The organism is Vibrio coralliilyticus (genome assembly GCF_024449095.1).
GTDB lineage: Bacteria > Pseudomonadota > Gammaproteobacteria > Enterobacterales > Vibrionaceae > Vibrio > Vibrio coralliilyticus_A.
Window position 1 is genome coordinate 1,721,551 of record NZ_CP024627.1, and the last position, 26,138, is coordinate 1,747,688.

The 26,138-nt window shown below is 43.5% G+C and carries 13 protein-coding genes and 2 tRNA genes; 3 read left to right on the forward strand and 12 right to left on the reverse strand.

All coding sequences use genetic code 11. The features are described 5' to 3' along the window. Positions 1-11: 11 nt before the first annotated feature. The 3 genes from CTT30_RS08220 to CTT30_RS08230 all read left to right on the forward strand — a co-directional run bounded on the left by CTT30_RS08220 (position 12) and on the right by CTT30_RS08230 (position 995). The gene (locus tag CTT30_RS08220) at positions 12-650 is read left to right on the forward strand and encodes a sugar transferase (RefSeq protein ID WP_006962371.1); all 639 of its coding nucleotides are present in this window, start codon (positions 12-14) and stop codon (positions 648-650) included. A gap of 158 nt (positions 651-808) precedes the next feature. After that, positions 809-885: transfer RNA gene (locus CTT30_RS08225), tRNA-Val, on the forward strand. A gap of 33 nt (positions 886-918) precedes the next feature. Beyond that, a tRNA-Val gene (locus CTT30_RS08230) sits at positions 919-995 on the forward strand. Between the two features lie 248 nt (positions 996-1,243). Here CTT30_RS08230 and CTT30_RS08235 read toward each other — a convergent pair. The 12 genes from CTT30_RS08235 to CTT30_RS08290 all read right to left on the reverse strand — a co-directional run bounded on the left by CTT30_RS08235 (position 1,244) and on the right by CTT30_RS08290 (position 26,137). Next, positions 1,244-7,522: a DEAD/DEAH box helicase gene (locus CTT30_RS08235; protein WP_252034598.1), complete on the reverse strand. Its 6,279-nt coding sequence runs from the start codon at positions 7,520-7,522 to the stop codon at positions 1,244-1,246. A 9-nt stretch (positions 7,523-7,531) separates the two neighbouring features. Then, on the reverse strand, positions 7,532-10,906 hold the full coding sequence (locus CTT30_RS08240) for an STY4851/ECs_5259 family protein (RefSeq protein WP_252034600.1): 3,375 nt from the start codon (positions 10,904-10,906) through the stop codon (positions 7,532-7,534). Positions 10,907-11,348: 442 nt separating this feature from the next. Further along, positions 11,349-12,749, reverse strand: a complete 1,401-nt coding sequence (locus CTT30_RS08245) for a restriction endonuclease subunit S (RefSeq protein ID WP_252034602.1) — start codon at positions 12,747-12,749, stop codon at positions 11,349-11,351. Then, the gene (locus tag CTT30_RS08250; protein ID WP_252034603.1) at positions 12,749-14,335 is read right to left on the reverse strand and encodes an N-6 DNA methylase; all 1,587 of its coding nucleotides are present in this window, start codon (positions 14,333-14,335) and stop codon (positions 12,749-12,751) included. Before CTT30_RS08250 ends, CTT30_RS08245 begins: the two co-directional genes overlap by 1 nt. Before the next feature lie 81 nt (positions 14,336-14,416). Next, positions 14,417-17,971: a type I restriction-modification system endonuclease gene (gene hsdR, locus CTT30_RS08255; protein ID WP_252034605.1), complete on the reverse strand. Its 3,555-nt coding sequence runs from the start codon at positions 17,969-17,971 to the stop codon at positions 14,417-14,419. A 35-nt stretch (positions 17,972-18,006) separates the two neighbouring features. After that, positions 18,007-19,128 (reverse strand): CRISPR-associated ring nuclease Csm6, encoded by a 1,122-nt coding sequence (gene csm6, locus CTT30_RS08260; protein WP_252034607.1) that lies wholly within the window; start codon positions 19,126-19,128, stop codon positions 18,007-18,009. Between the two features lie 40 nt (positions 19,129-19,168). Continuing rightward, positions 19,169-21,217 (reverse strand): EH signature domain-containing protein, encoded by a 2,049-nt coding sequence (locus CTT30_RS08265; protein WP_252034609.1) that lies wholly within the window; start codon positions 21,215-21,217, stop codon positions 19,169-19,171. After that, complete coding sequence (locus tag CTT30_RS08270; protein ID WP_252034611.1) at positions 21,207-21,863, reverse strand: OmpA family protein; 657 nt, start codon at positions 21,861-21,863, stop codon at positions 21,207-21,209. Before CTT30_RS08270 ends, CTT30_RS08265 begins: the two co-directional genes overlap by 11 nt. Continuing rightward, a complete protein-coding gene (locus CTT30_RS08275; RefSeq protein ID WP_252034614.1) occupies positions 21,863-23,941 on the reverse strand; it encodes a chemotaxis protein in 2,079 nt (692 codons plus the stop codon). Before CTT30_RS08275 ends, CTT30_RS08270 begins: the two co-directional genes overlap by 1 nt. A gap of 7 nt (positions 23,942-23,948) precedes the next feature. Next, positions 23,949-24,290 (reverse strand): hypothetical protein, encoded by a 342-nt coding sequence (locus tag CTT30_RS08280; protein ID WP_252034615.1) that lies wholly within the window; start codon positions 24,288-24,290, stop codon positions 23,949-23,951. Between the two features lie 3 nt (positions 24,291-24,293). Further along, positions 24,294-25,430: an HNH endonuclease gene (locus tag CTT30_RS08285; RefSeq protein WP_252034616.1), complete on the reverse strand. Its 1,137-nt coding sequence runs from the start codon at positions 25,428-25,430 to the stop codon at positions 24,294-24,296. Then, complete coding sequence (locus tag CTT30_RS08290; protein WP_252034618.1) at positions 25,430-26,137, reverse strand: OmpA/MotB family protein; 708 nt, start codon at positions 26,135-26,137, stop codon at positions 25,430-25,432. The genes CTT30_RS08285 and CTT30_RS08290 overlap by 1 nt, the downstream gene beginning before the upstream one ends. Position 26,138: the final 1 nt, after the last annotated feature.

The following is a 26,138-nucleotide window of genomic DNA, read 5'->3' on the forward strand; positions in this document are numbered from 1 at the left end:
AGGAGCATCTTATGAGCAACGTATCTTCTTTATATTCAATCTGGTTAGCAAAACGTATCTTCGATTTTCTATGCGCTGTAATCGGGCTTTTGATGCTTTCACCCATCTTGCCCGCGATTGCCTTAGCCATAAAACTCGACTCCAAAGGACCTATTTTCTATAAGCAGCTGCGTGTGGGCAAATCGACACCAGAACAAATGATGTTCTTTGAAATCATTAAGTTTCGTACCATGTATGTCGATGCAGAAACGCGTACAGGTGCAGTCTGGGCGACAGAGAACGACCCAAGAATTACTCCAGTTGGTCGTTTCTTGAGAAAGACACGCCTAGATGAGATCCCGCAGTTGTTTAATGTCATCCGAGGCGATATGTCATTGATTGGCCCACGCCCTGAACGCCCTAGCTTTTATAATAAGCTAGAAACGGCCATCCCTTACTTTGCTGACCGTACCTATGGAGTAATGCCAGGCATCACAGGGTTAGCGCAGGTTAATCAAGGCTATGACACCTGTATCGATGACGTTCGCAGAAAAGTCGGCTTTGACCATAGTTATGCCTTATCACTGCGTTCGCTAAAATCTTGGATTCTGATGGATATCAGCATCATTACCAAAACACTCATCGTCATGGTCGACGGGCGAGGACGATAAATTAAGCACTTAGAGGAGAGCAATCCCGCTCTCCTTTTCTATTTTGGTATAAAAAAACGCCAATTCGATTAGTTGTGAAGCAAACAGTTTAAAAACCAATAATTTGCTCTTGCACGACCCAAAAAGTCTCGGTAATATCCATCTCGTTCTTAAGGAATGGGTCCGTAGCTCAGTTGGTTAGAGTACTACCTTGACATGGTAGGGGTCGGCGATTCGAGTTCGCCCGGACCCACCACTCCTTGCTTAAATGCACTAAGAACAAAAATTTGGGTCCGTAGCTCAGTTGGTTAGAGTACTACCTTGACATGGTAGGGGTCGGCGATTCGAGTTCGCCCGGACCCACCAAATTTTACAACAAAGCCCGCTATAAGCGGGCTTTGTTGTATATAAGCAAATCTGTTCTACCAAAGCATGTCAGCAACAACGACAATATCATATTGACACGTGTCAAAACTGACACCCTCAAACACATACAGCTAATACTGCCTAATCGCGTGTGTATTGACAATGTTAAATACAATCCAATCACCAGGCCGACCTGGTGTTTGTAGATTTAGAGACACCTGTAGCTAGGTGCCTCAACTTGACTTAATTCATTGTTCTGTTGATACAAACGATTTTCTGACTTGCAACATCACATCAGTCGACCAAGACTCACTATTGCTCACAACTAGGTTTGACTCTTTATTTCTTAAGTCTCGCAGTTGTGGGCCTAAGTCTGAGTGAAAACTGTATTTCACTGTATCGAATCTCGAAGTCGTATCTGAAATACGCCAGTACCCTACCCCCTGATCAAACTTGAAGACTAGCTCTCTGCCAGACTCTAGTTTAAGAGTTAGCAATCTTCGGTGGGCGATAGAGCTGCGCTTTTCGTGACATTTCACACTAGGTTTCACACCTAACTTCAACTCACCCCAAACCTCATAAGCCTCGATAAACTCTCCCTTATCTTGCCAATCATGATGAAGATAGTGACCTACTGTTTGCTTTTCGTGATAAAGCGTATTAATCGTGACTGTTCTAATGCTATCAAAGCCTCGGCATATGTAGCCAAGCAGCTCACAAATCATCAACATTGAAGATGGGCTTTGTATATATCGATCACTATATTCAACTTCAAAGATGCTTTCGCTCTTTAATAACTCAGCAAGGTTAGGGTTGGTTTTGAACATGGTAATCCAGAATGCTTTTCCGAACATACTCAATGAGCCATTCAGCTCTTCAACCAACTCTATTGACTCTATCTGTGGAGCTTCCCCCTTCTTACTGATTGACAGTTCAAAAGGGCTTATTGGGTGAAGTTTAGTGCCTTCGCAGCAAATCGATATACCACCTTGCTGTAACCAGAATTTTCCAGGGATCGTGTTTTCAGCTACAGTGTTGGCAATCGTTGATACTTTATTTCCATCGCTTAATTGTGCCATTAAGAGAGGTGATACCTCATCTGCTCTTGAAATCTGAACACCCAACTTCTGGAAGGTCCACAGCTCCTCTTCAAACTCCTGGCTTAACTTGGTGGAGGTCAAGACTAAGGCCACACCTATCTCATCACTCAAGAGGTATCCAGCAATAGTTCGCTTGAAGTCTGGGTGAGTCAGATCCCATTCATCACAGTCAGGATTCAGAAATAGAGTTAACGATTTAGCGCCTAAGTTTATCTGCTTACGAATTGTTCCAAGAACTGAATAGGGCTGGTACTCACCTTGGCTATATTCGGCTAATGCCTCGGGAAGGCGGTTAAAGTGATTGAAGTCATTCCCTACCCAATCCCTTGCAAGCGCAGTGTCAATCTCATCTATATCATGACGAGTGTCTGATTCTAACAAACAATCACTACAACCAGAGACGCAGTTAGGGCAAGTAAGCCCAGAAATCATATCCGCCAAAATTGTCTGAATATATTGACTTGCTGAACTTGAGAAGCCAGCTCCACCAGAAATAACATCATACAACTGAATCACCATCGCTGATGTTGTTCCCTCGATGATAGTAGGTCTAATCGCATACCCCATTTCAGATGTCGATATGCCTAGCTGTTTTGCAAGTGCCGCGCGAAGCGAGACTGCTAATGTCATTGCGACGGTACGACCATCGTTGTCACAGCTAATATACTCATGCCTAACTGGATGACTTAGTACTAACTCAAACACATCCGTTTTCGAGTGGCACCCAAGATGAACCCCTTTCATCAAGGTAGCCGAACCATCACAGGTGACATTTCCTTCACCTGATTTGTCTTTCTTAACCGCTTTTAACGGTTTATGAGGTGTACTAGGGTTTAGCGCGGCTGGATAGTCTCCGTTTTTGTCCAACGACTCTGCGCGACCACAAGACATACACAAGGCATATCCTTTGCCATATTCTCCTGAGCTGTGGTTAAAGACAGTACCTTCTGCCGTTGAAACCATGAACCCCATCGCTGTGTTCGGAAGATCTATGTAAGGAGCCTTTCCTGTTGAAACCCAGGCATCTTCCACTGGAATGAACTTTTGTGTCGATATGTCATTTGAGGGAGCATGATAAAAGTCTGTAGCAAAGCCTGTAGGTTGTAATACTTGTCTAATGTGTTGCCCTTTGATAGGAGCTCCACACGCTGAGTTAGTACAATTCATGTTTAGTGATGATGCAGAAACAGACTCTTCATATCCTGTTTGTCCACAACTATCGCAGCGCCAAGCTAAGTCGAATTTTTGAGCTTCATTAACCCCAGAGTCAGATACATTGTGCCAATGCAATGTAACCCCACCAGAGCGAAACACTCGTCCATCAAGAACCACCTCAGAACCCGGAGAGTACTCTCTTATTGCAATCGCTAGGTTGCGACTTGGAAGTCCTCTAAAGCGCGAGACATTGTCCTCTCGTTCATTAGACTTCTTTTCTTTACCTTGTTTCTCACGGATAAAGTCTTCAATATTGTTGTTGTCAAAATTGACGACATCGGTAGGAAAACCGTAACCAGGTAAGAATGCTTTGGATGCAAGCTCTCTCAGCAAATACTCTTGTACCAGCCTGCTCTTTTCAAGTCTAAGGCGATATGCGTAAGGACTCTCGACATCAGCTACGACTAACTCCTGCTCTAAATAGTTGTACTCATTAAACCATTTACTTTTGAGTTGCTGGATAACGTTAGATGCGAAAGCACGCAATGTATAAGGTTGGCTACCTGCTAGCCCAGTTCCACGAACCAATGCAGTCACATCAGAGTCCCAGTCTCTTGCATCGCTCTCAAGCCAATTGAGGAAGCTGTCACAAACGGCATTGCCTTCAGGTAAATAAAACCATTCCAAGTTCAAAGAGGTTTTTTCTTTGTTAGTTGAGCCAATCTGTGTCTTCAAAAAGATTGAAAGCAACAACGAATTCAAATGTCGCTGAATCAACCTCTGAGAGTTAAACGCGATATACGGTGCTGGAATTTTTGTTACAAATGGCCACTTTGGTTGTTGGAACACTTGCTGATCGTGAGGGTTTCCTTTGCATAGTGTATATGAAATAGCACGAGACTCTTTACTTCGCCCAGCCCGACCCGCTCGCTGCAAATAGTTTGCTGGGTGTGGTGGTACATTGTTCATTACAACCGCACTGATACCGCCAATATCAACACCCATTTCCATTGTGGTTGAACAGTTAAGAACATTGATTTTTCCTTTTTTGAACAGATCTTCATATTCATTTAGGCGATCAGAGCTTTGTTGTGCAGAGTGCTCCGCTGTGCGGTAGTAAAGTCCCCCTTCGACAGCACGATCGTTGATATCCGTCCACAGATTGTGCTCTCTTAAATATGATACCTTAGAGTCTTTACCAACTACCTCGCGTATGTGTTTCAGCCCTTTCTGATAGTCATGTTGAGTTGCTTCAACCTGCCAAACACACGGAAATTCCACTTCAACGCATTTGTATTGACTAATATCTTCCACCTTACGCGGGAGATAAGGTGAAATGCCCCTAAAGGTAGTGTCAATAAGCTTATTAGTGACTTTGCAAATGTGCACTTTATCAACGAAGGAGAAAGTTATCTTATTACGGTCTAGAGCAAAGCGATTGTTATCGGGCGATAAAATCCGAGTGTTTACAGTAAGTTCACGCCATGCACTAGATAGCCAACTATTGATGATATCCTTACCGATGGAAGAGTCAGCGTTTATGTTTGAGGTTGCTGCTAACAGTTTGACAAGGCGATTGTGATTGCCACTGCGAATTTGTGGCCACTTTTTTACTCGTCCTTCATTGGCTTCTTCAGAGTCAGGGTTACGCAACGATTTCGAAGCAAAACGGCTACCAACCCATTTCAACCAGCCAGCATCTTCGAGACGTAAGAAATTATTTTCACGAATATAAAAGTCGAGAGATACCTTTATGAAATCTAACCAATCATCGAGTTCGTAACCATATTCCTCCCAATAAGCGGGACAGGTTTTGATTTTATCGAGCCCGGCATAACCAACCTTGACCAAGCCTTGGGTTTCTGAACTATTTTGTCGTTTAGGGCGACGTGCAAACTCTCGAAACAACAGCATGTCAGCGAGCTTTGCACTACCGTCAAATTGCTTGAATATTTCTGGCGACAAATATTGGTTGTACTGAAGCATTGCACCATTTAAATCACTCTTTTTAGCAAGTTCTGTCACCATTTCGTTCCAGCTCAGCGTAGCCAGAGTTAACTCGGAGCCACCACTGTCAATTGCGCTCGCTTGAACTTCCAGCATCTCAGCTGGACCATTCATCCCCATTGCTCTTAGCTCTTCAGCTTTAGCAAGAAGGTCTTGTGCTGATACTCCCTCTGAAGGCCTATCAGCGTTATGAGGCTGAGAAAGCTGTTTTTCTCGCAATACTTCAACCACAGCACCACGTAGCTTGGACCGCTCAGCTTCTTGCTGCATTCTTACGGACAAGCGAGCTGTACCTTGACGGCTATCGGTGAAGGTAATTAATCGTCTACCACGTGCGGGTAAAGATTGAGGCCCCTCGGGACCATCAGCAACAATATCAGGGCAAAACTCTAATAATGTCGGAACAACATTGGCAATATAAAATGGTGCGCCTAAAATAGCCCGGCGGAACGGAGAACCATCGTTGTATCCCTCAAAATTACAGGAACAGCAGGTTTGTTTTTTCGCAGTATCCATCATGAGTTCATACCCTGGCTTTACTGAACCAATGATGCCATCTTTACCAATATTGATAGCTGCATAATGCTCGTGCTCATCTTGCTTAGCACCAAACATTTCAGGGTAACGATCGGTATCATCTAACTGCTGAACGTCTTGATCTTCTTCATCAAGCCTTTCTTGTTGCAGTGAGAATTCATCTCCTGCACTGCCGTTCCACTGAAGTAGCTTGCCTTTTTTATCTAGCCCCATCAAATGAGGCTCATTACACTCTAAACAGAAACTGAGTTCTAAAACGGGTGCGCCGCAATCACAAGTTTGCCTTTGCACCGCATAAACATTACCAAATGGCCACTCTTGTTCAAGCTGTGTTCCTTGTTTACAAGAACAGTTTCTATTGATACATGCCCACAAACCAATCGTCATTCGTTGAAAAAAATGAGCTCGCAGCTTTAAAAACGCTTCCGAATATTTATCTCGTTTCGTTCCGGTCAATAGATCTAACCAGCGTAACAATTCTTGCTGGCTTAACTGTGGTTGATTGGATAAAACGCTCGACTTCTCATTGATCTCACTGAGCGTCAGTGGCGCATCACTTTCGACAATTACTTTTCTCAAGATATGTGCATAGGAAGAAGCTTGAAGCGCAACGAATCGCTCCTTTGATATTTCAGGATTTGGCTTTTTGCTAGGTTCACCGCCTGGCTCTATACCCTCTAAATCGTCTAGAGAGAGCTCAACGCTTTCTACAAAGTCCAGTTCCGGAATAACACGACGTCCACCGATCACTTTGATTTGATCTTTGGGCACATCCGCTAGTTTGGATAGATAGTCGGTCAGTTGTTCCGTTGCATTGGCATCGGCAATGGTTGCTGAGGTGGCGACAAAACGAACATTTTTAGCCTCTACACCAAAAGCATGTAGCACTCTACGTAGTTGCAATGACAGTTCAGCGGCTTGTGAGCCCACATAAGTATGGGCTTCATCAAGAACAATCCAACGTAGAGACTTTTCTGCTCTCGACTGTTCGATTATTGGCGCATCAATTTGTCTTACCAGCATATATTCAAGCATGGTGCCGTTGGTCACGAGGATTGGTGCTGGTTCTTTACGCATTAACTCGCGAGAATGAACTTCATTACGATGCTCTTGCTGCAGTTTACGAACTTTGTTCTCACTGTTTTCAGTATTACCGTTGTACAAGCAGTATCGAATGCCCTCTCCAAAGTGCTTAGTCCAAGCATCTAAACGTTCTTGCTGCGAATTAATCAACGCATTTAATGGGTATAGGAAAAGAGCTCTTACTCCCACTAATGGCGATTGTTTCTGGTGGTACTCGCGGTAAAGGTCTTCCAATACCGGGACCATAAAGCATTCTGTTTTACCCGAACCTGTACCAGATGTGACAACTACAGACTTTGGAGTATCTTCAAGAAGAGTACCCCACGCCTCAAGCTGGTGTCGAAATGGATTGAACTTAGCCTCAAATCGGTATCGACCATTGCTTTTGTCATCAAGAGCATCAATCACCGCTTTAGAGAGTAGATTTCCCTCCAGTTCAGCAACCTTGAGTTCAGCGTACTCCCAACCGAAAGTATGCTCGAACAATGGCGGAGCAAGGAACGCATCCTCTTGACCACAATCAACAGACATAATGTCACTCAAGTGATTGCGTAAATTAGGGTCTGTTATACCAAGAACACTTAACGTTGACTCTTTGCTACGCGAAATAGACTGCTCAACTAAATCAGAAAAATAACGGGTCATAACAGTTCCTTATTGTGCTTCGTTGGCAAAGTAATTGACAAACAAGCGATACACTGGCTCGAACCAATCATGGTCGAAGTCGCGTAATTTGCGTAAATGGAAAATAGTCCCTGAGAGAAAGGCGTTCGAGATCTCACTGGGAACTCTATTGCTGGCAAGCGCCGCAGCAAAAATAGGCCAATAGATCACACCTGATTGAAACGCCCCGTTCACAGGAAACTCAAACGGCAAAAGATTTAGACGCTGACACCAATGTTTCAGCTCACTCCCCATCTCTGTTGGCCAATCATCATCTTCACTGTGTGTATGGAGTAAGTCTTGATACCAACCATTCATCATCATCTGCATCATAGGAAGTGGTATTTGACAGGAACTTTGCTGAAGCAAGATCGATTTAATCTCTGTGTCATTCAAGATTGGGATGGCAAGCCCCAGCTTTGATACTTGCTGCTCAACCATACTTGTTACTATGGCAGCCTCAAGCCCTATTGCTTGGAGTGTTTGAGTCAACAACGATATTGCATGCTGCCAATGAGATATCTCAATTGTTTCCCATAGTAATGGCAGTTCTGCATCCATTTGAGACAAGCATTTATCGTCAAACTCTAAACGGAATATAGCCACTGCGAGAGCACGCTCATTTCGCACTAAATGACGCCAAACTTCAAACGTCGGTAAAGGTAAGTGACCATAATTCAAGTAAGTCTGCTTCAGGTACTCCCAACCACTGTGCGACCAATCCTCGGCCATTTGATCAATAACATCGGCAATCACATCTGGCTCAAATTGAGGATGAAACAACTGTGAGGCCTTTTGCAGTGTTTTTACTTCGCCGTTACGCTCGTGAGCCTCCCCAGGGAAAAACTTAGCTCGAAAAAACACATCAGAGCCTTTTGCAGGGATGACTAGCCAAGGACCGTCACGATGAACCATATCAGGCAGTTCGTACTCACCATTGGTCTCTCTCTCGCTATGGTTCGGTTGCAATACGAACGAAGGTTGCTCTGGATTGGCCAATGACATTAATACAGGTTGTGTTTTGCTCGCTTCGGAAACAGCCGATGAACGCACTGATACAGTGTTATTCTGTCTGTCATGCTCTAGCATGGTGGAATAGTGGCTAACTATGAAGGTCAAGGTACGCCCTGGACCAGTGAGGCGTAGTTCGACCTCACTATCAAGCATTTCTGATAAAGACAGCAGTTCTAATATTTGCCCTTTCAAGCCATATAAACTGATCTCCACTGGTTTATCTGTAACCTTGTATTGCCAGCGAAAGTAAGGTGGTACATGGAACTGTGAGTGCGCTTTTGCTCGTAATTCAGCCTCAAGCTGAAACGTCGCTGGTATGCCGCGAGTCGAGAACAAGAACAAGCGACTGCCTAACAAATCCTCTACCGAAAGTCGCTGTGAAAGTGGTCGTCCAGCTTTGTCGTAGGCCACGGCTCCGCGTGCAGGGAAAGGAACATCTATTGTGATTGGTGCAGCTAAAATATTTGCTTGAATTGCAAAGCGTACCGAGGCTGGCGGCTTATCATTAGCTATCAAGCGAACTTCTTTCACACCTTCTGCATTGGCAAAAGATTCAACGCTTACCGAATCGCTGATTAGTTTCCAAGTACAAGGCGATTTTGTTAAGAAACGAATCACCCCTAGTTTAGGCTGACCACCATTTTCAAACTCAACGTCAAAGTCTTTAGGTAAAATACCAACTTTTTTCTTCAGTTTTACAAGCCCATGCTCATCTTTGACTGTCAACAATTGCCTACCATTAAACTCACTCGCGCTAAGAGAGCTTAGCGGCGTATTCTCAAGGTAGATGACCAACTCTTCTTCAACAGATAATGGCGATTGCGAAAGTTCGTCAACTACCTTTGGTATGCCTCTGAATACCATTGCTGGTTGCGTCGGATATTGAACTTGCTCACCTTTTAACACGTAGCCCTGTGTCGTGAAGTCATCAGAGCCCGAAGTGACAATGTACCTCTCATCCGAGCCAATTTTAATCTCACATTGACCATTTAGAAGATAAATGGGTAAATCATTAAATTGAATATTCGCTAACTCTAGCTCACCATAAACCGACTGTACGATGGCGTTCGCAGGCAATAAAAGGGCAACCTTGGATCTACGGGTTGAAAACGTGGACTGACTCATGACTTCCCACTTGTCACCGTCACTAGATAGCGTCAGTGGCGATTCCCCAATATCTAACGAACTATTGGGAAGTGTGATATCAGCCAGTTTACGACCGGATTGCATAGCAACGACATAAAGCTCACTACTTGGCTTTTTCCTGCGAACTTCAACGGTAGGGTTTCGCATCCTTACCGATATTCCACCCTCACTTGATTGCGCAAAACCCGTACCTAACGATGCAATTTGCTCTGCACCTTCAAATACCGCTAACTCCAACCGACTTGAGGTTAACGCACTCAAAGATAATTCAAAAACACACTGATGAGGTAACGAAACTAACGAATAGATCGCCTGCTGACCGAACGATATTGAGTGGCGGCATTGCAAACGCTTCCTTACTGTTCGCGCTTTATTCACCTCTTTAGAGGCTGTAGATAACAATTGGCTTAGAAAGGCAGACCCGGTTTCATTTTCCAAGGGCAAAGGAAAACTATCGCGCCAACTAGGAAACTGCTTGTCCAGATACTGCGCAGGATTCGTTTGTGTTTCGAGACCGAACTGATAAACCAAGCTATCTAGTCTGTCTATCATTCTGGTAATGAGCCTTACGGTACGATCGGTTTGCAAAGTTTCAGGGAATGCAGTGATGCGAGAGCTAATCAGTGCCTCAATGGCATGACTACCCAAAGCCTTAGCGTCTTGATAACGTTCGAAAATTGCATAAAAGGTATCCTGATAGTGATTAGATTGCTGCAAACTAGCATCTGTCGACAAAAGGTTGGAGGGCAACCCTCCCTCACTAAACACCGAGCCAATATAATCATTGTGGCCATTACTAAACTTGGCCAATGGTTTCTTCCAATACCTTGTCAACCCTTTCGAGACAATGTCACTTATTTGCGGGTGAGTTAGTTCTAAATCTAAGCTTTGAAAAATAGGTTGCCAACTCCAGTCTCGACTGTATTCACGACGAAACCATTCCGCTCCATACAAAACAAACGCCGCACACCATTTATCGGAAAAATGACTTTTTACCGATAAACTTGCGCCGTTAGCCAGAGTTTTTCTTAATGACTTATACTCTTGTCGCGTCATCTGATACTGGAACAAACCCTCGTTAACACTAATGCTCTTATCTTTGCGTTTGTTGATAAAGTCATCTAGCCAATGACTGATTGATTGGTTCCGATTAAGAGAGAGCGTACTACGGTTCGATAAACCACTTGAATCTGTTTGAATAGTCATAAAACAACCTATCATGTTAGCTGATGTTGTTAATTGGCTGAAATTAATTAGTTATTTTTAACTGCCAGTCCCAACCTTGCAAAAGTAAATATGCCAATAGCGTATCGCTATCTTGGAGAGTTTGTATTCTTACCTTGAGTGCAGGCTCACCCTCACACGACTTCTCGAACTAAATTCATGTAACAACATAACTCACTCGACCGGCGCTCTTTTCTTCATAAGCTTATGAACAGGTGATTCAGCGGTCACCATTAGGCTCGCTCTACTCAACTTTAAACGGTTATGCAAGAGGCCTCTTTGGTGTTTGTCTTCCATGGCGAAGCACCCTTCACAAATTTAGGAGTATGTGAGAATTTATGGAATATAGCCTACTATGAAAACGCCGTTATATATCGCCATATACAAAAAAGCACGCCTTTCAGCGTGCTTGTGTTTTTATAAATTAAGAGTTTTCTGCAGCCTTGCTAACACCACTTGCTTTGACTGCTCTTTTCTTTGCCGCTTCGGCTTTTTTGGCTGCCTTGGCTAGGGCTTCGGCCTCTTTGCGAGCCGCGGCGATACGCTCTAGTAGTTTGTTGGCTGGCTCGTCGTTTGGATCTTGCTCCACCAGTTCACCACGGAAGGCTTTTGCCAAAATGCTTTGGGTTAGGTTATCTACCCTCGCCTGCGCTTTTTTCACTTGCGCTTCGATGGTGTCAGCGAACGCAAAGTATTGGTCGACTAGACGAACGATTTCTTTTTGCTCATCAAGAGAATAAGTATCAATAACAAGCTCACCTAGGGTCGATGTATTTAAATATGGCTGATCTGATCCTTTAAGGTTAGCTTCTACTTGCTTTCTAAACTCCGAGCTTCGTAAACATAAGAACAAGTAATCTAAAGATAGAGTCCCAACTACAGCTTCTTTCACTCGTAACCTTGCTACTCGTTGATATAAAGTTGCTGGTAGGTCATTACTTTCAATTTTAGCGATCTTTAACGTACCGTTTGTAATTGGTCGATTTAACGCCATCACCAAATCGCAGTCACTTAAACAAAAGTCTTTATATTCCTGAGCAAGATCTAGCGATACAAATGATTCCTTGTCCCACTTCGCTTTTCCATATCCAACATTTGCGATTTGAAGTAAACGACTACCTTCTTCTGAGTACTGAGATTTTTTAAATGCTATTCCAGAAGTGATATCTAATACTTCTTTTAGTTTACATTCGAATTGCTCAGATCTTTCAAACCCATACTCTTCCGTCAACTTGCCCGACACCGCAGAAGCGAGTATCGATTGGCGGAAGCGTTTTAGCAAGTCTGGAATGCCATCTAGGCGGGCTTTGATGGTGTCGACCTGTGCCAATACCTCATCGAGTTTTTCAACGATGCGTTTTTGTTCGGCTAGTGGGGCTAGAGGAAATTCTAAAGCATTGATGACTTCAAGCCTAACCCCTTTAACTGTAGTACCTGTACCCAATGACTCAATTTTCAATCCTTGAGAACGGTACCAATATTCGAAGTAGTAATCATCGACTTCTCTATTGACGAACAAGGCCTTCAAGTCTTGGTTAATCGCAGAATCAAAACTTGCACGGACTATTTTTCCTAAACTCATACGAGTGGCAATAATCGGCGTTCCAGCAGGAATAACATTGGTACTACTGTTATCAATCGCTTCTTGGGTAATATGATCAATGGTGTCAGTAAGATACGACTTATTCATATCCTTCACTGTCATCCAAGGGATATCACCTTCATAGTAGGAAGGAACTGATTTACTCGGTGTCCCTCCTCCTACAATCTTGTCTACTACCTCATTTAAGAGAATAGCTCTCCAACCCTTCGGCAAATTACTCATTACTCTGCCTCCGGCTTTTCTGCCAAGCCAAATGCTTCTTCAAGTAACTGCTTTTGCCCTTCCGCTTCATCACTCGCGCCAAGTGCTTGCATCAATTGGTAAATTTCAGACATAGCTTCTGTTAGCTCTGCCATTGCTTCACCGGCGAGCACTTCTGGCTCTGGCAAGTTTTCTGCGCTGGTGGCTTCTAAATCTTTAAGCCATGAAATATCTAAGCTATCGCCTTTTTGATCGCGAATGTAGTCACGACTGAACTTGCGGAAGCGCGCGTTTTCGATGATATGTTCAACACTGTCCTGACCTTCAGCAAAAATGTTGCCCAAAGTCTCGTAAACACCCTCTTCACGATGAGACTGACCGTTTTTATCTGCGCCATAAGCGTTCACAAACGCCTCAAAATGCTTTTCGGTTAGTGGACGGCGTTTACCAAAGGTGTTCATGTTGGTACGCATATCAAATACCCATGTTTCTTTGGTACAACCTTTGTCTTGATTCTTGTTCTCTGGCGTGCCTTTTTGAAAGAAGAGTACGTTGGTCTTCACGCCCTGAGCGTAGAAGATACCTGTTGGCAAACGCAAGATGGTGTGCAGGTTACACTTGTCCATCAGGTCTCGGCGAATCTCTGTACCCTTACCGCCTTCGAATAGCACGTTATCTGGAATTACCACCGCTGCACGGCCGCCTGGCTCTAGCGCATCATAGATATGCTGCATAAAACAGAGCTGCTTGTTACCAGTTGGGTGAACAAAGGTGCGGGTAATATTGGTACTTGCTGCGCTACCAAACGGAGGGTTGGTTAAAATCACATTGGCACTTGGCAGATTTTCGCCTGCGCTACCCAGGGTGTTACCTAAACGAATCGCGCCTTCATCTTGATCACCTTCAATATCGTGCAGTAGGCAGTTCATTAGTGCTAGACGGCGCGTTTCTGGTACCAATTCCAAACCAACAAAGGCTTTGGTCATTTGAAACTCTTGATCATCATCGTCTAGATCATCTAAATCGTTGGTTTGTGATTTGATGTATTTATCCGCCTCAATCAAGAAACCTGCTGTGCCTGCTGCTGGATCTTGAATCACTTCACGCGGCTGTGGCTGCATGACTTTGATGATGGTGCTGATAAGTGAACGTGGCGTAAAGTACTGACCTGCGCCGGATTTAGTTTCGTTCGCGTTCTTTTGCAGTAAGCCTTCGTACATATCGCCGAAGTCATCACGGCTTTTACCTTCTCCGCTCTCATACCAATCTAAACTGTCCATATTGTTGACCAGTTCCGTTAGCTGAGCAGGCTGGGTAATGGTGGTATTTACGTTTTGGAAAATCGCACGAACAATCGCATGCTCATCGGCGCCAAGCTGAACTAGCATGTTACGATAGAATTGGTGCTGCTCTTGACCAATTTTGGCTTTTAGATCGCCCCAACGATAACCTTTCGGTAGCAGATCTTCTTCTTGACCAGTTTGTTCGCACATTTTAAGAAACAGTAGCGACGCTAATTCATTTACGTAGTTTTGGTAAGACACACCGCCATCACGCAGGTTGTCACACAGTTTCCACAGTTTGGCGACTAGATCATTGTTGTTCATGTTTGTTCTCTAATTGGTTGTGGCTGACGGCTCTTCGAACCAACCGTCAGCTCAATATTTTTCTGGGGTGATTGTATGATTTTAGGCGGGTTCATCCCACATATATTCATTGAATTGGGTGAGTATGCTGTCTAATTCGTCATTGAAGACGTTCATAAGCTTACGTTTACCACCTTTTCGCTTGTAGTTACCCGTTTTAAAGGTGTCATCATCGAGTATGACTTTATCCTTGATAGAAGCGGCTAATCTATCTAACCAGCTCAACTGCTCATCGTTCCAATCGTTAGCGGCCTTAATGCGTTCCAAAGCTAAATCAACCCGTTGTTCAAACGGCATTAGCGCATCGCCAATGGAGGCTCGGCGAATATGCCCAATGAGCTTAGCCGCTATGTCTTGGTTTTTGGCGGTTTTCCATGCGCTGCGCAGAGTCGAATCGTTGAAGTTTTGGTTATCGAACCACTCTTGCAGCTCAATCAATCCTTTGCGGGTCAAATCCCGTGGTTGATTGATGATAATGTCTAGCGCTTCTTGCTGGTTGCTTGAAGCCCCGACCAATTTATCAAACGCTTCCAAGAAGTCTTCCGCATTATCGAACTCGCCATACGTTTGTTTCACTTCGACAATTTCATCATGCACGTCGGTAAAAATAGGCATATCACGCAGGGCGTTAATATCACTCTTTAAGCTCTCGAGTCGGCTAACTAGGTTAGTCACTTTGTTAAACACTTCTGCCGACCATTTTGGCCCTTTGTCTTTAAGGGTTTTCGGTAAGCTGGCAAAATCACACCCTGCACTGTTTAAACACACTTCATCAATGCGTTTAATGTGCTCATCCACTTGTTTGGATTTATTGCGGTTAAACTGTGCATGGCTAACGATGCGTTGCAGCTTAGACACCAGTTGCTCGTGGCTATGCTCGGCAAAACTGCGGCCATCGGCTTCGATGGTTTTATAAGTTTCTGAGTCAGTAATTTCGTTAACCAGTGTTTGCAATTCCACTTGAGGGCACACCACCACAGGGCGCATGGTATCGACACTTTGCAGCGTAGAATAGAGATCGACCGCATCAAAAATACGGAATGAGGTTTTACCCGCTTGTGGGCATAAGCGAGTCGCACGGCCTTTCATCTGTTCATAGAGAATTCGGCTGCGAACCTTGCGCATGAAAACCAAATTACAAATGCTTGGAATATCGATACCAGTGGTGAGCAAATCCACGGTAACCACGATGTTTGGCAAACGCTCTTTATTAAAGCGAGTGATCATGGATTGCACTTTGGTGGAATCTTTATCGGAATCACCGGTGATTTTAATGATGGCGTCATGCTCAAGCTCAGGATACTTAGCCTTAAACGCACTGCGCAGCTCTTCCACCACCATATCCGCATGAGTGTTATTCACACAAAATACTAAGGTTTTTTGCGGATTGGTAGGATCTACATGGTTAACAGGATCGATATGATTGGTCAGCTCTTCACACACCACTTTATTAAAATTCGAGGCGATTAAGGTACGGTTAAAGTCGGCAACTTCAAAGCCTTGCTCGTCTTCAAGCTGATCATTGAGCAGTTCACCTTGATTGGATAAACGCTGAACTTCGGTACCTTGTGATAGATAGAGCCCGTCTTTGCTAAGTTTGGTCATGATCTTAATCGGTGGTTCTTGGTCGCACAGGTAGCCATCAATCACCGCTTTACGATAGCTGTAACGGTAAACGGGCTTTTGCTGCTCTCCACCGAAGATATCAATGGTGTGCAACGCTGGCGTTGCGGTCAGTGCCACTTTTACCGCATCAAAATGATCAATAATACGACGGTAAGAAGAGATAAAGTCTTGCTGATTACGGAACTTCTCTTCACCTTCGGTTTGCTCTTTATCGAGTATGTATCCACGGTGCGCTTCATCAACAATGATGCAGTCGTAACGGCCTACAGGCATCACTTCATCACTCTGTAACGTGCGCTTAACCAGTGATTGCACCGTGGCAACATGGATTTTGGTGCTGTCCTCAGGGAAACGGTCAGTTAGCCCTTTAATGTTGAAGATAGCGTTAAAGGTATCGCCTTTGATGTTGGTATCTTCAAACGAGTCTAGCGCCTGTTTACCCAGTGAGGTTCTATCAACTAAGAACAGCACACGCTTAAAACGCTGTGACTGAATTAAGCGATACATAAGCGCAATAGCGGTGCGCGTTTTACCCGTACCTGTCGCCATGGCAAGTAAGATGTCTTGCTGGCCAGAAACTATGGCTTTTTCTACCGCTTGCACGGCTTCTTCCTGGTAATAGCGCAAGCCAAGGTCGCTCATATCTGCGTTCTTGCTAAACCAGCTGTTTTGGTAATGAACATCGTCTTCAAGCTTAGCGAGCAGCTCTTCAGGACTGTGCCATTCTGGCAGCGCCTTAGGCATATTGGTGGCATGACGTACATCGCGATACCAAATGCCACTCTTGGTTTTTACCGCCGCACGGTAGTCACGACCGTTGGCCGAGAAGCAGAAAGGAACTTTATACGTTTCGCCCGCAGCGCTGCCATTCCAAGTGTGGATATACTTGGGAATGGCTTCGGCAACTTTATCTAGTTGTTCTTGGTCACTCGCGAGGGCTTCTAATTCACTGCGTAAAAAGTCGTGCTCAAAATATTTGCTGTAACGGTAGGCTTCGGTGAGTTTTGCTGCCACATCTTTGTTTTGCTGCTTGGCCTCTACCACGGCAACGGGTTTTAACCCAACGAACAGTACATAATCAGCGAAACCAGTTTTGCCCGCCTCATCAACACCCGTTGGCCATTCCGCAATCGCCATGTTGCGACCGACTTCTGGTCTAGTACCCTTTGAGAACTTTAGGTTGTTGGTGTCGGCATCCCAGCCTGCTTTACGAAGCTGAGCATCAATTAAATAGCGCGTTTCTGCTTCATCTAAATTTAGAGAACGCTTGCTAGCTTCATTGGCAATTTGCTTACGGTAGGCTTTACGTTCTACCTCTGTCTTAGTTGAAAGCTCAACCTCTTTCTCTTTAAGCTTAGCGCTCAAGGCTGCAATGCGAGCATCTGACTGCTCTTGCGTTTCTTCTTGCTTACTTTCTAAGACGGAGATGTAGCCATTAAGTGCAGTAAGCTTGGCCTTTTGGGCTTCCACTTCAGCTTTGGTCTGTGTTTTTGACTGTTTGGCTAATTCAAGCTGTTGCTTTAGCGACAGAATTTCTTGCTCAAACTGCTGACCGCTTTGCGAAGTTGGTAGAGCAAACTCAGGAACAGCAAAACCATAGTTTTTAGTGACCAAACGGTAATACCAAACCGCTAAACGGAAGGCTAAACGCAGACACATTGCTGCATCGTCTAGGTCGTTATGGTATTCGTGTACTGCTTGGTTACCTATTCTACGAAGTTTGTGAAACACTCTGAGAATGGAATCATCGACAAAGGGGATTTTACCCAATTCTCTCAATAACTCGTTTTGGTTTTCCGGAACATCGATATCAAGCAGTTTGGCGAGGTGTTTAGCAGTAGCCTCACCAAATATACGCAGCTTAACTAAAGTAGTGTTTGGATCGTCTGGGTAGTTTTTCTCAGCAGCGCGAGCAATCGCGAATAGGAAATCATTCACTCCTTTGAGAAATTCGAAGTTCGATTTAGCCATCACGATCTCCATTTTTATTTCAGTAGTAACTTATATCATTGACTAATAATACAATTATTCTTACCTAACGTAATAAAATAACGCTGATTATGAGCTTCTGATAACGACTTTATTTCAAGTATATTCGCAAGGTCATTAGGTAATGCGTTTTTAAGCTTGCGATTGATGGTGGAACACAAAGGTTGTAGGAATTCTTTTTCCATTCCTTTCAATTGGGAGAAATCACCGTCTAGATAATCTTCGGGAGTGGTATTAAAGGTAGCAAACACGCGGGGATCTCTTGCGAGCTCGCCGTATTGCTTCAGATATGATTCACTGTATTGGATGTTCTGTTCGAAACCTCTATCGACCAGTAAACCAGCTTCCCCAAACTCTAGTAGCCATAGATAAAAGGCCAATTCTTTTGCAGTGAATTTAATGTCTACACCTACCACTGTGACGAACTTCGCTTTGGTATTAACCGTCACAGAAAAATCTTCGTTGTGGCAAGCATTGAGCATACCGACTGTTTGACTGAATGAGTGTGTAGCCATTGATAAGACTAAACTCTCATCAATCGAGTTTCTCTGTCTAACAAAGGGAATCTCAGCTAAGGTAACTGTTGCTTTGCTTACATCTACCTCACCCTGCCCGTTCTTGCCGGTAACCCATTTAGGCTGCTTGGTCGGATACCAGAAATCACGGACAAATTCGAATTCGTCTTCAACAAACACATGACTTAAGGTATCCTGCTCTCGCCCAAACAACGACATGGCATAACCAAAGTAAAATGCCATGGTTTTTCGACCACCAGCTAAAGATGCGTGAATCGCAGTGTCCTCTCGCTGGGTAAGTTCATGCACTCTGCGAGTGATGTAGTCTGCCATATAGGTTTGGTCTTCAATGGACTTGGCATCATTAATCTGATTACCCTGGCCATCTTCAATTATCCAGATATGGCTTTCATCAAAAGTTACCGCTGGCATTGAATATTCATTGAACATGGTTTGAAGATGTCCATCTCGGAACAGACCATTGACCAGAGGAGGCTTACCGCTTTTCGTTGTGATGACATAAATTTCATCAGGAAACGGTCTGCCACTTTGATGAATCGCAAACAGCGTTTCCGTTAATACCTGAGGACTAGCACCTGTTATCGCAAGAAGGATATTTTTCATAAGATATTAATTAAGCCACTGATTATATAAAGCATAACGGCTATTTTATCTTTATATTGTATCGAGTAAAAATTGTTTCGAGCTCTTGCAGCTGTTTATCAGATGCGAAGTCAATATACGTTGGAGCAAAGATAAAGAGTGGTTCTTTCCAGTTACGTTTTTCTTCGAAGAACATTTCACCTTTACTCATATTTATGAATATCATCTCACCCTTTGATTCCGGCCTGTTTTCAATAAGGTTTCGATCTAACTCTACCCAGCCTTTCTCGTGGTGAAAACCAATCCAAATTTTACTAGCCTTGTTTAGGCTAATAAGGTGCTTCTTAAAAATTGAACGCTTCTCTGCATACTCAGATATTCCAAATTTCTTGATAAACTCTTCTGCAGACTTGTGGCCTTTTTTAGCGCTCTCTAACATATGTCGCTCGCCTTCTTTGCGAGCTTGCGCATCCCCTTTGATAAGTGAAGTACCATAACGATACTTCGCCTCGGTGTTACCTGAATCTGAAGCTTGCTTTAAGTAATGATGTTCTTTTTCACTGTCACCGAGTTGCTTATAAACTTGTGCTTTTATAAGCGATAATGTGCCTTCGTTCTGTTTCGGGTCTTCTTTACCATATTTGGTGGTCGCAAACTCACATGTCCAAAACTTTTCTAACCATATTTCGAGCATCTCCTTGCGCTCATTTATCCTGTCTAATGTGGGCTTGGCTAAACCACTGCTGTGCGAATAACGTGATTTATGACGACTTAAACCGGCAAAATTTGAAAGTGACTCATTGGGAGTAACTTTAAACTGAGTGCGTAATAGCTTTTCGCAGTAGTATTGCCATAAAAACACATGATCATGGACTTCAACTTGTGCCAGCTCACGCAGTTCATCCAATGAGTTGAACTCGCTATTAAACAAACGTTCTGCGTTCCATTTGTTGTTCTTGTAGAAACGAGACTCACTAATCGGCCCTCGCAGTACTTCAACTACAATCAGTTTTCCTAATCCAAATATAAATACTTCGACATTATTTGCTTTCTGCTGTTTGAATACTGACACCTGTTCAGAGAACCTAAGTCCGCTATACTCTAGCAAGTCTTTAGTCCCTCTTGGAAGAATTACCCTCAAACGGTCAAATTTTTCGCTGTAGTTTGACCAAAACAGGGTACGACCACGAAGCTGATTCTGCTGTTCTTCTGGTATTGACAGGTTTTGCGCCATATCGCGCCCCAAGAGCTTGTTCGTGATAGCCTGCAGCTCAGAAAAGCTAGTCAAATTGAACAATGATTTCAGCTTTTGTAGTGCGTTATCGCTCAACTGATACCAAAGGCTGTATTCACTATTAGGCAGGCACAGCTCCTCAAGTAATGACAAGAGTACACCTTGTTTCAACCGTGCTCCGTAGTTAAGTAGTATTTTATCGCAGAATGCTACCCTGTGGCTGGTCGTTTTAAGCTCTTGAAAACAAGAACCTAACCATACTTGGTCACTCTCGGTTGGCGCCATTGAGGTGCAATCAGCTAAATGAGGGATAATTCGTTCACCGTATTTGTTAGCATTGGGCAACATTAACTGCCTGATACGTTTTCGAGGGGCCACATTCGCTTGGTAACAAGCCTGAGCCAATGCAGCGTAATCCTTGTTTTGAATTGCTGTAATCCAATCTATTTTCTGTACACAAATTTGATGTAAACCTTGTACTCCACGCACGATAGTCATGCTAGCTAAAAGGGGCTGGACCATACTTGAAGGTTGTCCTTGTGCAGCCAACGCTGCTTTAAAATACGCGATACCACCTAACGTAGAGGATGTACAAATGATCATCCAAACTGCCCTACAGGCCTCTAACTCTTGACTTGGAGTAAGGCCCCCCCAGTAGCTCTCATTTTCAATAACCTCCAGCCATTCGAGTACAGATATCGTGTCGCTCTTCCCTTCATCTACTAATGCAACTAACTGAGCCAATGTTCTAGGCGGAAAGTTGGGCAGGACTTGGTCTTTTAAAGACCCGTGGAAATATTCATCAAACGATAGAGACTCAACGCTGTTCATCTCTGGTAGACGTGGTAATTCAAAATTGAATAAGTTACTCGACACGTTTTACCTCTGAAAAATACCCCAAGAATTCATCATCCTTAAATTGAAAACGGAATTTTACTTTCCGGTCAGTTGGGACAGCTTGATCTTGATTCGCTTCTATCGAACCACGACCAGAGATAGCGACCTTATTAAAAAACTCTGGCTTATTATTAAAGCTCATACTGCTAATATATGCTGACACGCTGTTCGCACGCATCACACTTAGCGACATGTTCCGTTCAAACATACCCTCTGAACTTGAGTGTCCTTCAATGACGATGCGTGAAATCTCCTTGGCCGTTGCCTCATCTTTGAAAATCACCTTGGTATAAATAGGCACAAAATTATCCAGAAACTCTTTACCCGATGGTTTCAAACGATAATCATTCACATCGAATAGTATGGAATCCATAATGGAGATGTCGCCCGTACTTGGATCTGCATGTACTTCAATACCCGCACTCTCCAGCGCATCATTGATGTCCTTGATTATCACAATACGGGTGTTCTGTGTTTCTTCGTGTGCTTCTGATATTTGCACTAACGCACTGATAAGCAGTAGTGCAAATATCATCAGCACAACTGACATAAGATCCCCAACGGATAGCCACACACCCGAATCGTCGGTCTCTTGGTCCTGAGGCTGAGAGTTGAGCTCCAACATTAGCTATTTACCTCATCAGCTTCAAATTCACGCCGTTGAACTTGCGCATTGATCAAATAGCCTGCTGCTTGAGAAAGTTTGTTGTGAATCTTACTAGCCGAATCGTCAAAATCTTTAAAGAAAACTTCAAAGCTTTCATTCGCACGTTTAAAGTAACTTTCCATCGCTTTAGGCATATCATTAGCTACATTACTGAATGCTTTAGATGCGTTAACATACTCTCTCTTCAACTTAGCAATCTCTGCACTCATCGTATGCGCCGCGTCTTGAAGCTCTGCCATTTTAGATGTCGAGTTAAGCCCAACGGCTTCTGCTACTTTTTCGATAGTTTCCGCAGATTTTTGCAAGTGCTCGTGTTGAACCGTTAGCTTTGCAAGAAGATTATGACGCGTTTGATACTCTTGCTCAAAAACCGTACGGAAGTTATCGACCACACTGTTTAAGCCATCTCTTTGTTTGCCTAAGTTTGATTCCAATAGCTCATTTTGTTTTTCAAAGTAAGCACTCAAATTCTCTTGGTATTGCTGACGGAACGCCTCCAATTCAGCTTGTACAGTTGTAGACATTGATTTGACTTTCGTATCGATATCGCCAAGCCCTGCTTCCAACTCCTCTTTTGCGGATGTCATCAACGTAGAGGCCTGTTGACCAACGCTTTCTAAAACATCCGTTTGTGCTTTGAATGCCTCACTTGAACCATTTATCAAGTTATCAATTCGTTGTTCAACACCATCAAATAGAGCTGCTTCTTTATCTTGACGTTCATCAAGTGCGAGTTCCATGGAGGACTTAATACCTTCAAACGACGTCGCTGCTTTCTGAGCACTTAACTCAAAGGCTTCTTTTTGCTGCGTTAATCCCGCACTAGCACCATCAAGCATGGATTTAACTTCTATAGCTATCGTCGTCATTGCTCCTTGGGTGTCATCTTTAAAACTTGCAAGGATCTCTTTCAATGACTCTGCAAACGCTTGGAGTTTAACCATCGTTTCTTCTTGAAATCCGTTGATGGTATTTACTGTTTCCGCTGTGCTAGTAATTACCTTTTCAACATTCTTATTTAATTCTTCTGATACATGGTTACTTGTCGTCAGAGCTTCTGACGTTTTTTCAAGCTCAGAGACAACAGGCGTAATGAGCTCTAGCTTCATTTCATTAATTAACTCTTGGACCAGCTCTTTCTGATTCTGCTCTTTAATTTCTTTAAGTTGGGCGAGTTCACTACGAATTTCATGCATGACAGGAGTCAATTGATGTTCGATAGACTGCGACACAGCACCCGATACAGCATCTGCAACCTCCGAAGAGTTGAATCCTTTCACCAATGATTGAAGCTCAACCATTATTTGAGACATATTGTCACCTAAAGCCTCCATCGCAAGTGCAGAACGACGTTGAGCATCAATAACTTCGTTCTGGCTCTCACCCGAAAGGTTTTTAAGATAATCAACCGCACTCACTTCTACATAGTGCTTTGAAAGGTGCTTATTAAACTTATTTAGGTTACCAGCGACTTGATGAGCACAAACTTTCATCCAAATCATGAAAATTGCCGAACTCATTAAGCCCACTAGTGAGGTATAAAATGCCGTATTCATACCTTCTAAAAGCTTCATTGCTGTTGTTAACAGTTCAGTTGAGTCCCCTACCATTGAAAAGCCACTTAGGCCTACCGTAATACCAATGAATGTCCCGGTAATACCCAAACTTGTTAATATTGCTGGTATTGGCTTGTATTTGTTAAGATCCGTTGCTGGAGCCAATGTAGAAATGGCATGTTTGGCGGCGATGGCAGCCCCTCGCATTTCCAGCTCATAATAACCATCACGGCTACTGTTAATCACCAGATGGCGGGCTACCCATGATTGCTGTTGTGGAGTTAGCTTTGATTGCTCTATTTTTCCATTGGAATGTAAAGCAGCAATCTTCCGTAATGAAGACAGAGTTGCCGACGTCCTCCTAACAGTACTGATACTAGCCAAAATGAAATAAGAGAACATTACTGTAATAGTAACGATGATGAGCTCTGCACTGATGTATTCAATGGCTTCGGTGATCAACAATAAAATATACGACATAGGGTTCTCAACGATTCAATAACTGCTTAAGTTCTTCGGGTGTAAATAGTTGCTCTGCAATAAAGCCAGGTAGATGTTCAGCATCACGGCGAACAACGTTGTTGACGACAATTGGCCTAGTTAGCCTTACGCTATACATTGTCCCTTCATGTTGCTCATTATCTGTTGCCAACTTTAAGTGAGCGTCTCCAGGGAAATCTCTCAATAATGTTGCTTGGAATGAAGATTTACTCCATCGCAATGATTTGGTCGCGCAAAAATCATTACCAAACCTCTCACGCGATAACTTCCACGCATGGTTAATGGCAATAATTTTTTCAAGCAATGCATCAGCTCGATTAACAATCACAAACTAACTCCTCAAAATGTTGCCATGTGAACGGTAGTTTTCCAAAAACTCATGGGCGCTTACGATTTGCCATCCAAGCCCTTGAGCCTCTTCAATATCAATGTTTGCGATGGCCACTCCAAACTTATGCTTTGGCCAAGCAAGCTCTAGCCTTGCGATTGGCTCATCAAAATCATCTCGAATGTAATGAGCAACTTCCGGTAGCATATATGACTGTTTTCGGCACGCATGTAGAACACCATGTACGCCAGGGTCTGAATAATCAAACACAGCTTTCCAGTGGCCAAGACCCTCTAACAACCCTTGCTTATTTCGAAGGTCATTGATCTGCTGCCTTTCTGAATGACTCAATACCATGTGGCTGTGAAGCGGTTGTTTACTGTGGCAATCAATACAAAGAGCTTTTAGATTATCTGGTCGATTATCAGACTTGACCCCATTCATGTGGTGTACATGCAGTAATGGGCGGTTAGAGCGTAAATTCACACCGCACTCTTTACACTCAAAATTATTTTCCACACGGTATCGAGAAGATACTTTTGACCAATCGTCGGTGTAACCTGTTTGTGCTGTTTCAGCGGCACGGGCCGGCATGTGAGGAAAGAAGGAGCTATAAGTCTGAAAGAACTCGCTCATATCAAAACCATCAAATATGGAGTTACGATTTCCACCACTTGAGTAGCCTTGATAGTTAAGTTGTCCCAAACAAAACTTACAGACCTTAAGTTTCGCCTTTCCTTCATCAAGTTGACGGGAGTGGTAGTTTTGACCTGAAATGGGAAATTCACCAGACGTGTCGTTGATCACCACATACCTTTCAAAGCGCCCCTCTGAACGCATCGACTTCAACTTAGAACAATCCGTAACATGGAACCGATTCCCCATTTCAGGGTTATGAATCACGTTTTGAACATTGTTGCCGTGGTCCTTAATATACAAAAGGACTTGTCGACCTTGATAACTAAGAAGGCCTGAATCTATGTCGACATCTTTAAGCTCAACATCCTTTCCTTGCGCCAACTCAGTATCAATTTTATTGATTGTTGTTTCCTCAAGTTCAAGGTGAAATTCACCTTCTACCTCAGGTTCCATTAAATTAACGGCTCTCTTCAACATATTAAAGTTAACGCTGAGCTTCATTATTCACCCAAAATTTTTATTATTTGCTCTTCGGCATTAGTAACGATTCTGAACGAAACTCGACGTGATCGGCTTTCATCTTCAATACCCGATTCATCCATAACTACTTTGGACGACGAATACCCAACGGCCGCAACGTTACCCTGTACCCAATCGTAGTGTTCAGATCTAACCGGAGATAAGATCATTACATAACCCAGCACTGCCCGTGTACGAGACTGGGATAAGCGCATGTTATTGAAGTAGGCTTCGTATGCTGTCGAATCATGATTCCATCGGCTTGAAGTATGACCTTCTATTTTTATCTCTTGTATAATCGGTTTAAAGGTTTCTAGCGTATCTAGATAACGTGGAAAAAAGTCTTCAAGAATTAATTCAAACTCTTTAGTTAAGTTTGCACGGCCATTAGCAAATAACACTTCTGGGGCTGTAAAATTTACACTTAGCGTGTCTCTCTCAATTTCCGCCCCCCATTTTTCAAGATCTTTTGAAAATTCTTCTAGTAAAGCAATATATATTGCTTGTTGGGTTTGCTGGTAAGTTTCAGCAACTTCTTTAATTTTGTCGCGCTCAACCATTGCATCTCGCATCAGAGCAACCGAGATGAAAAGGAATACCATCATCAAACCTGCCATTAAGTCTGATACTGACATCCAATGCTCACCACTGTCGCTGTGCTTTTTCGAACTTCCGAAAATCTTATCCATG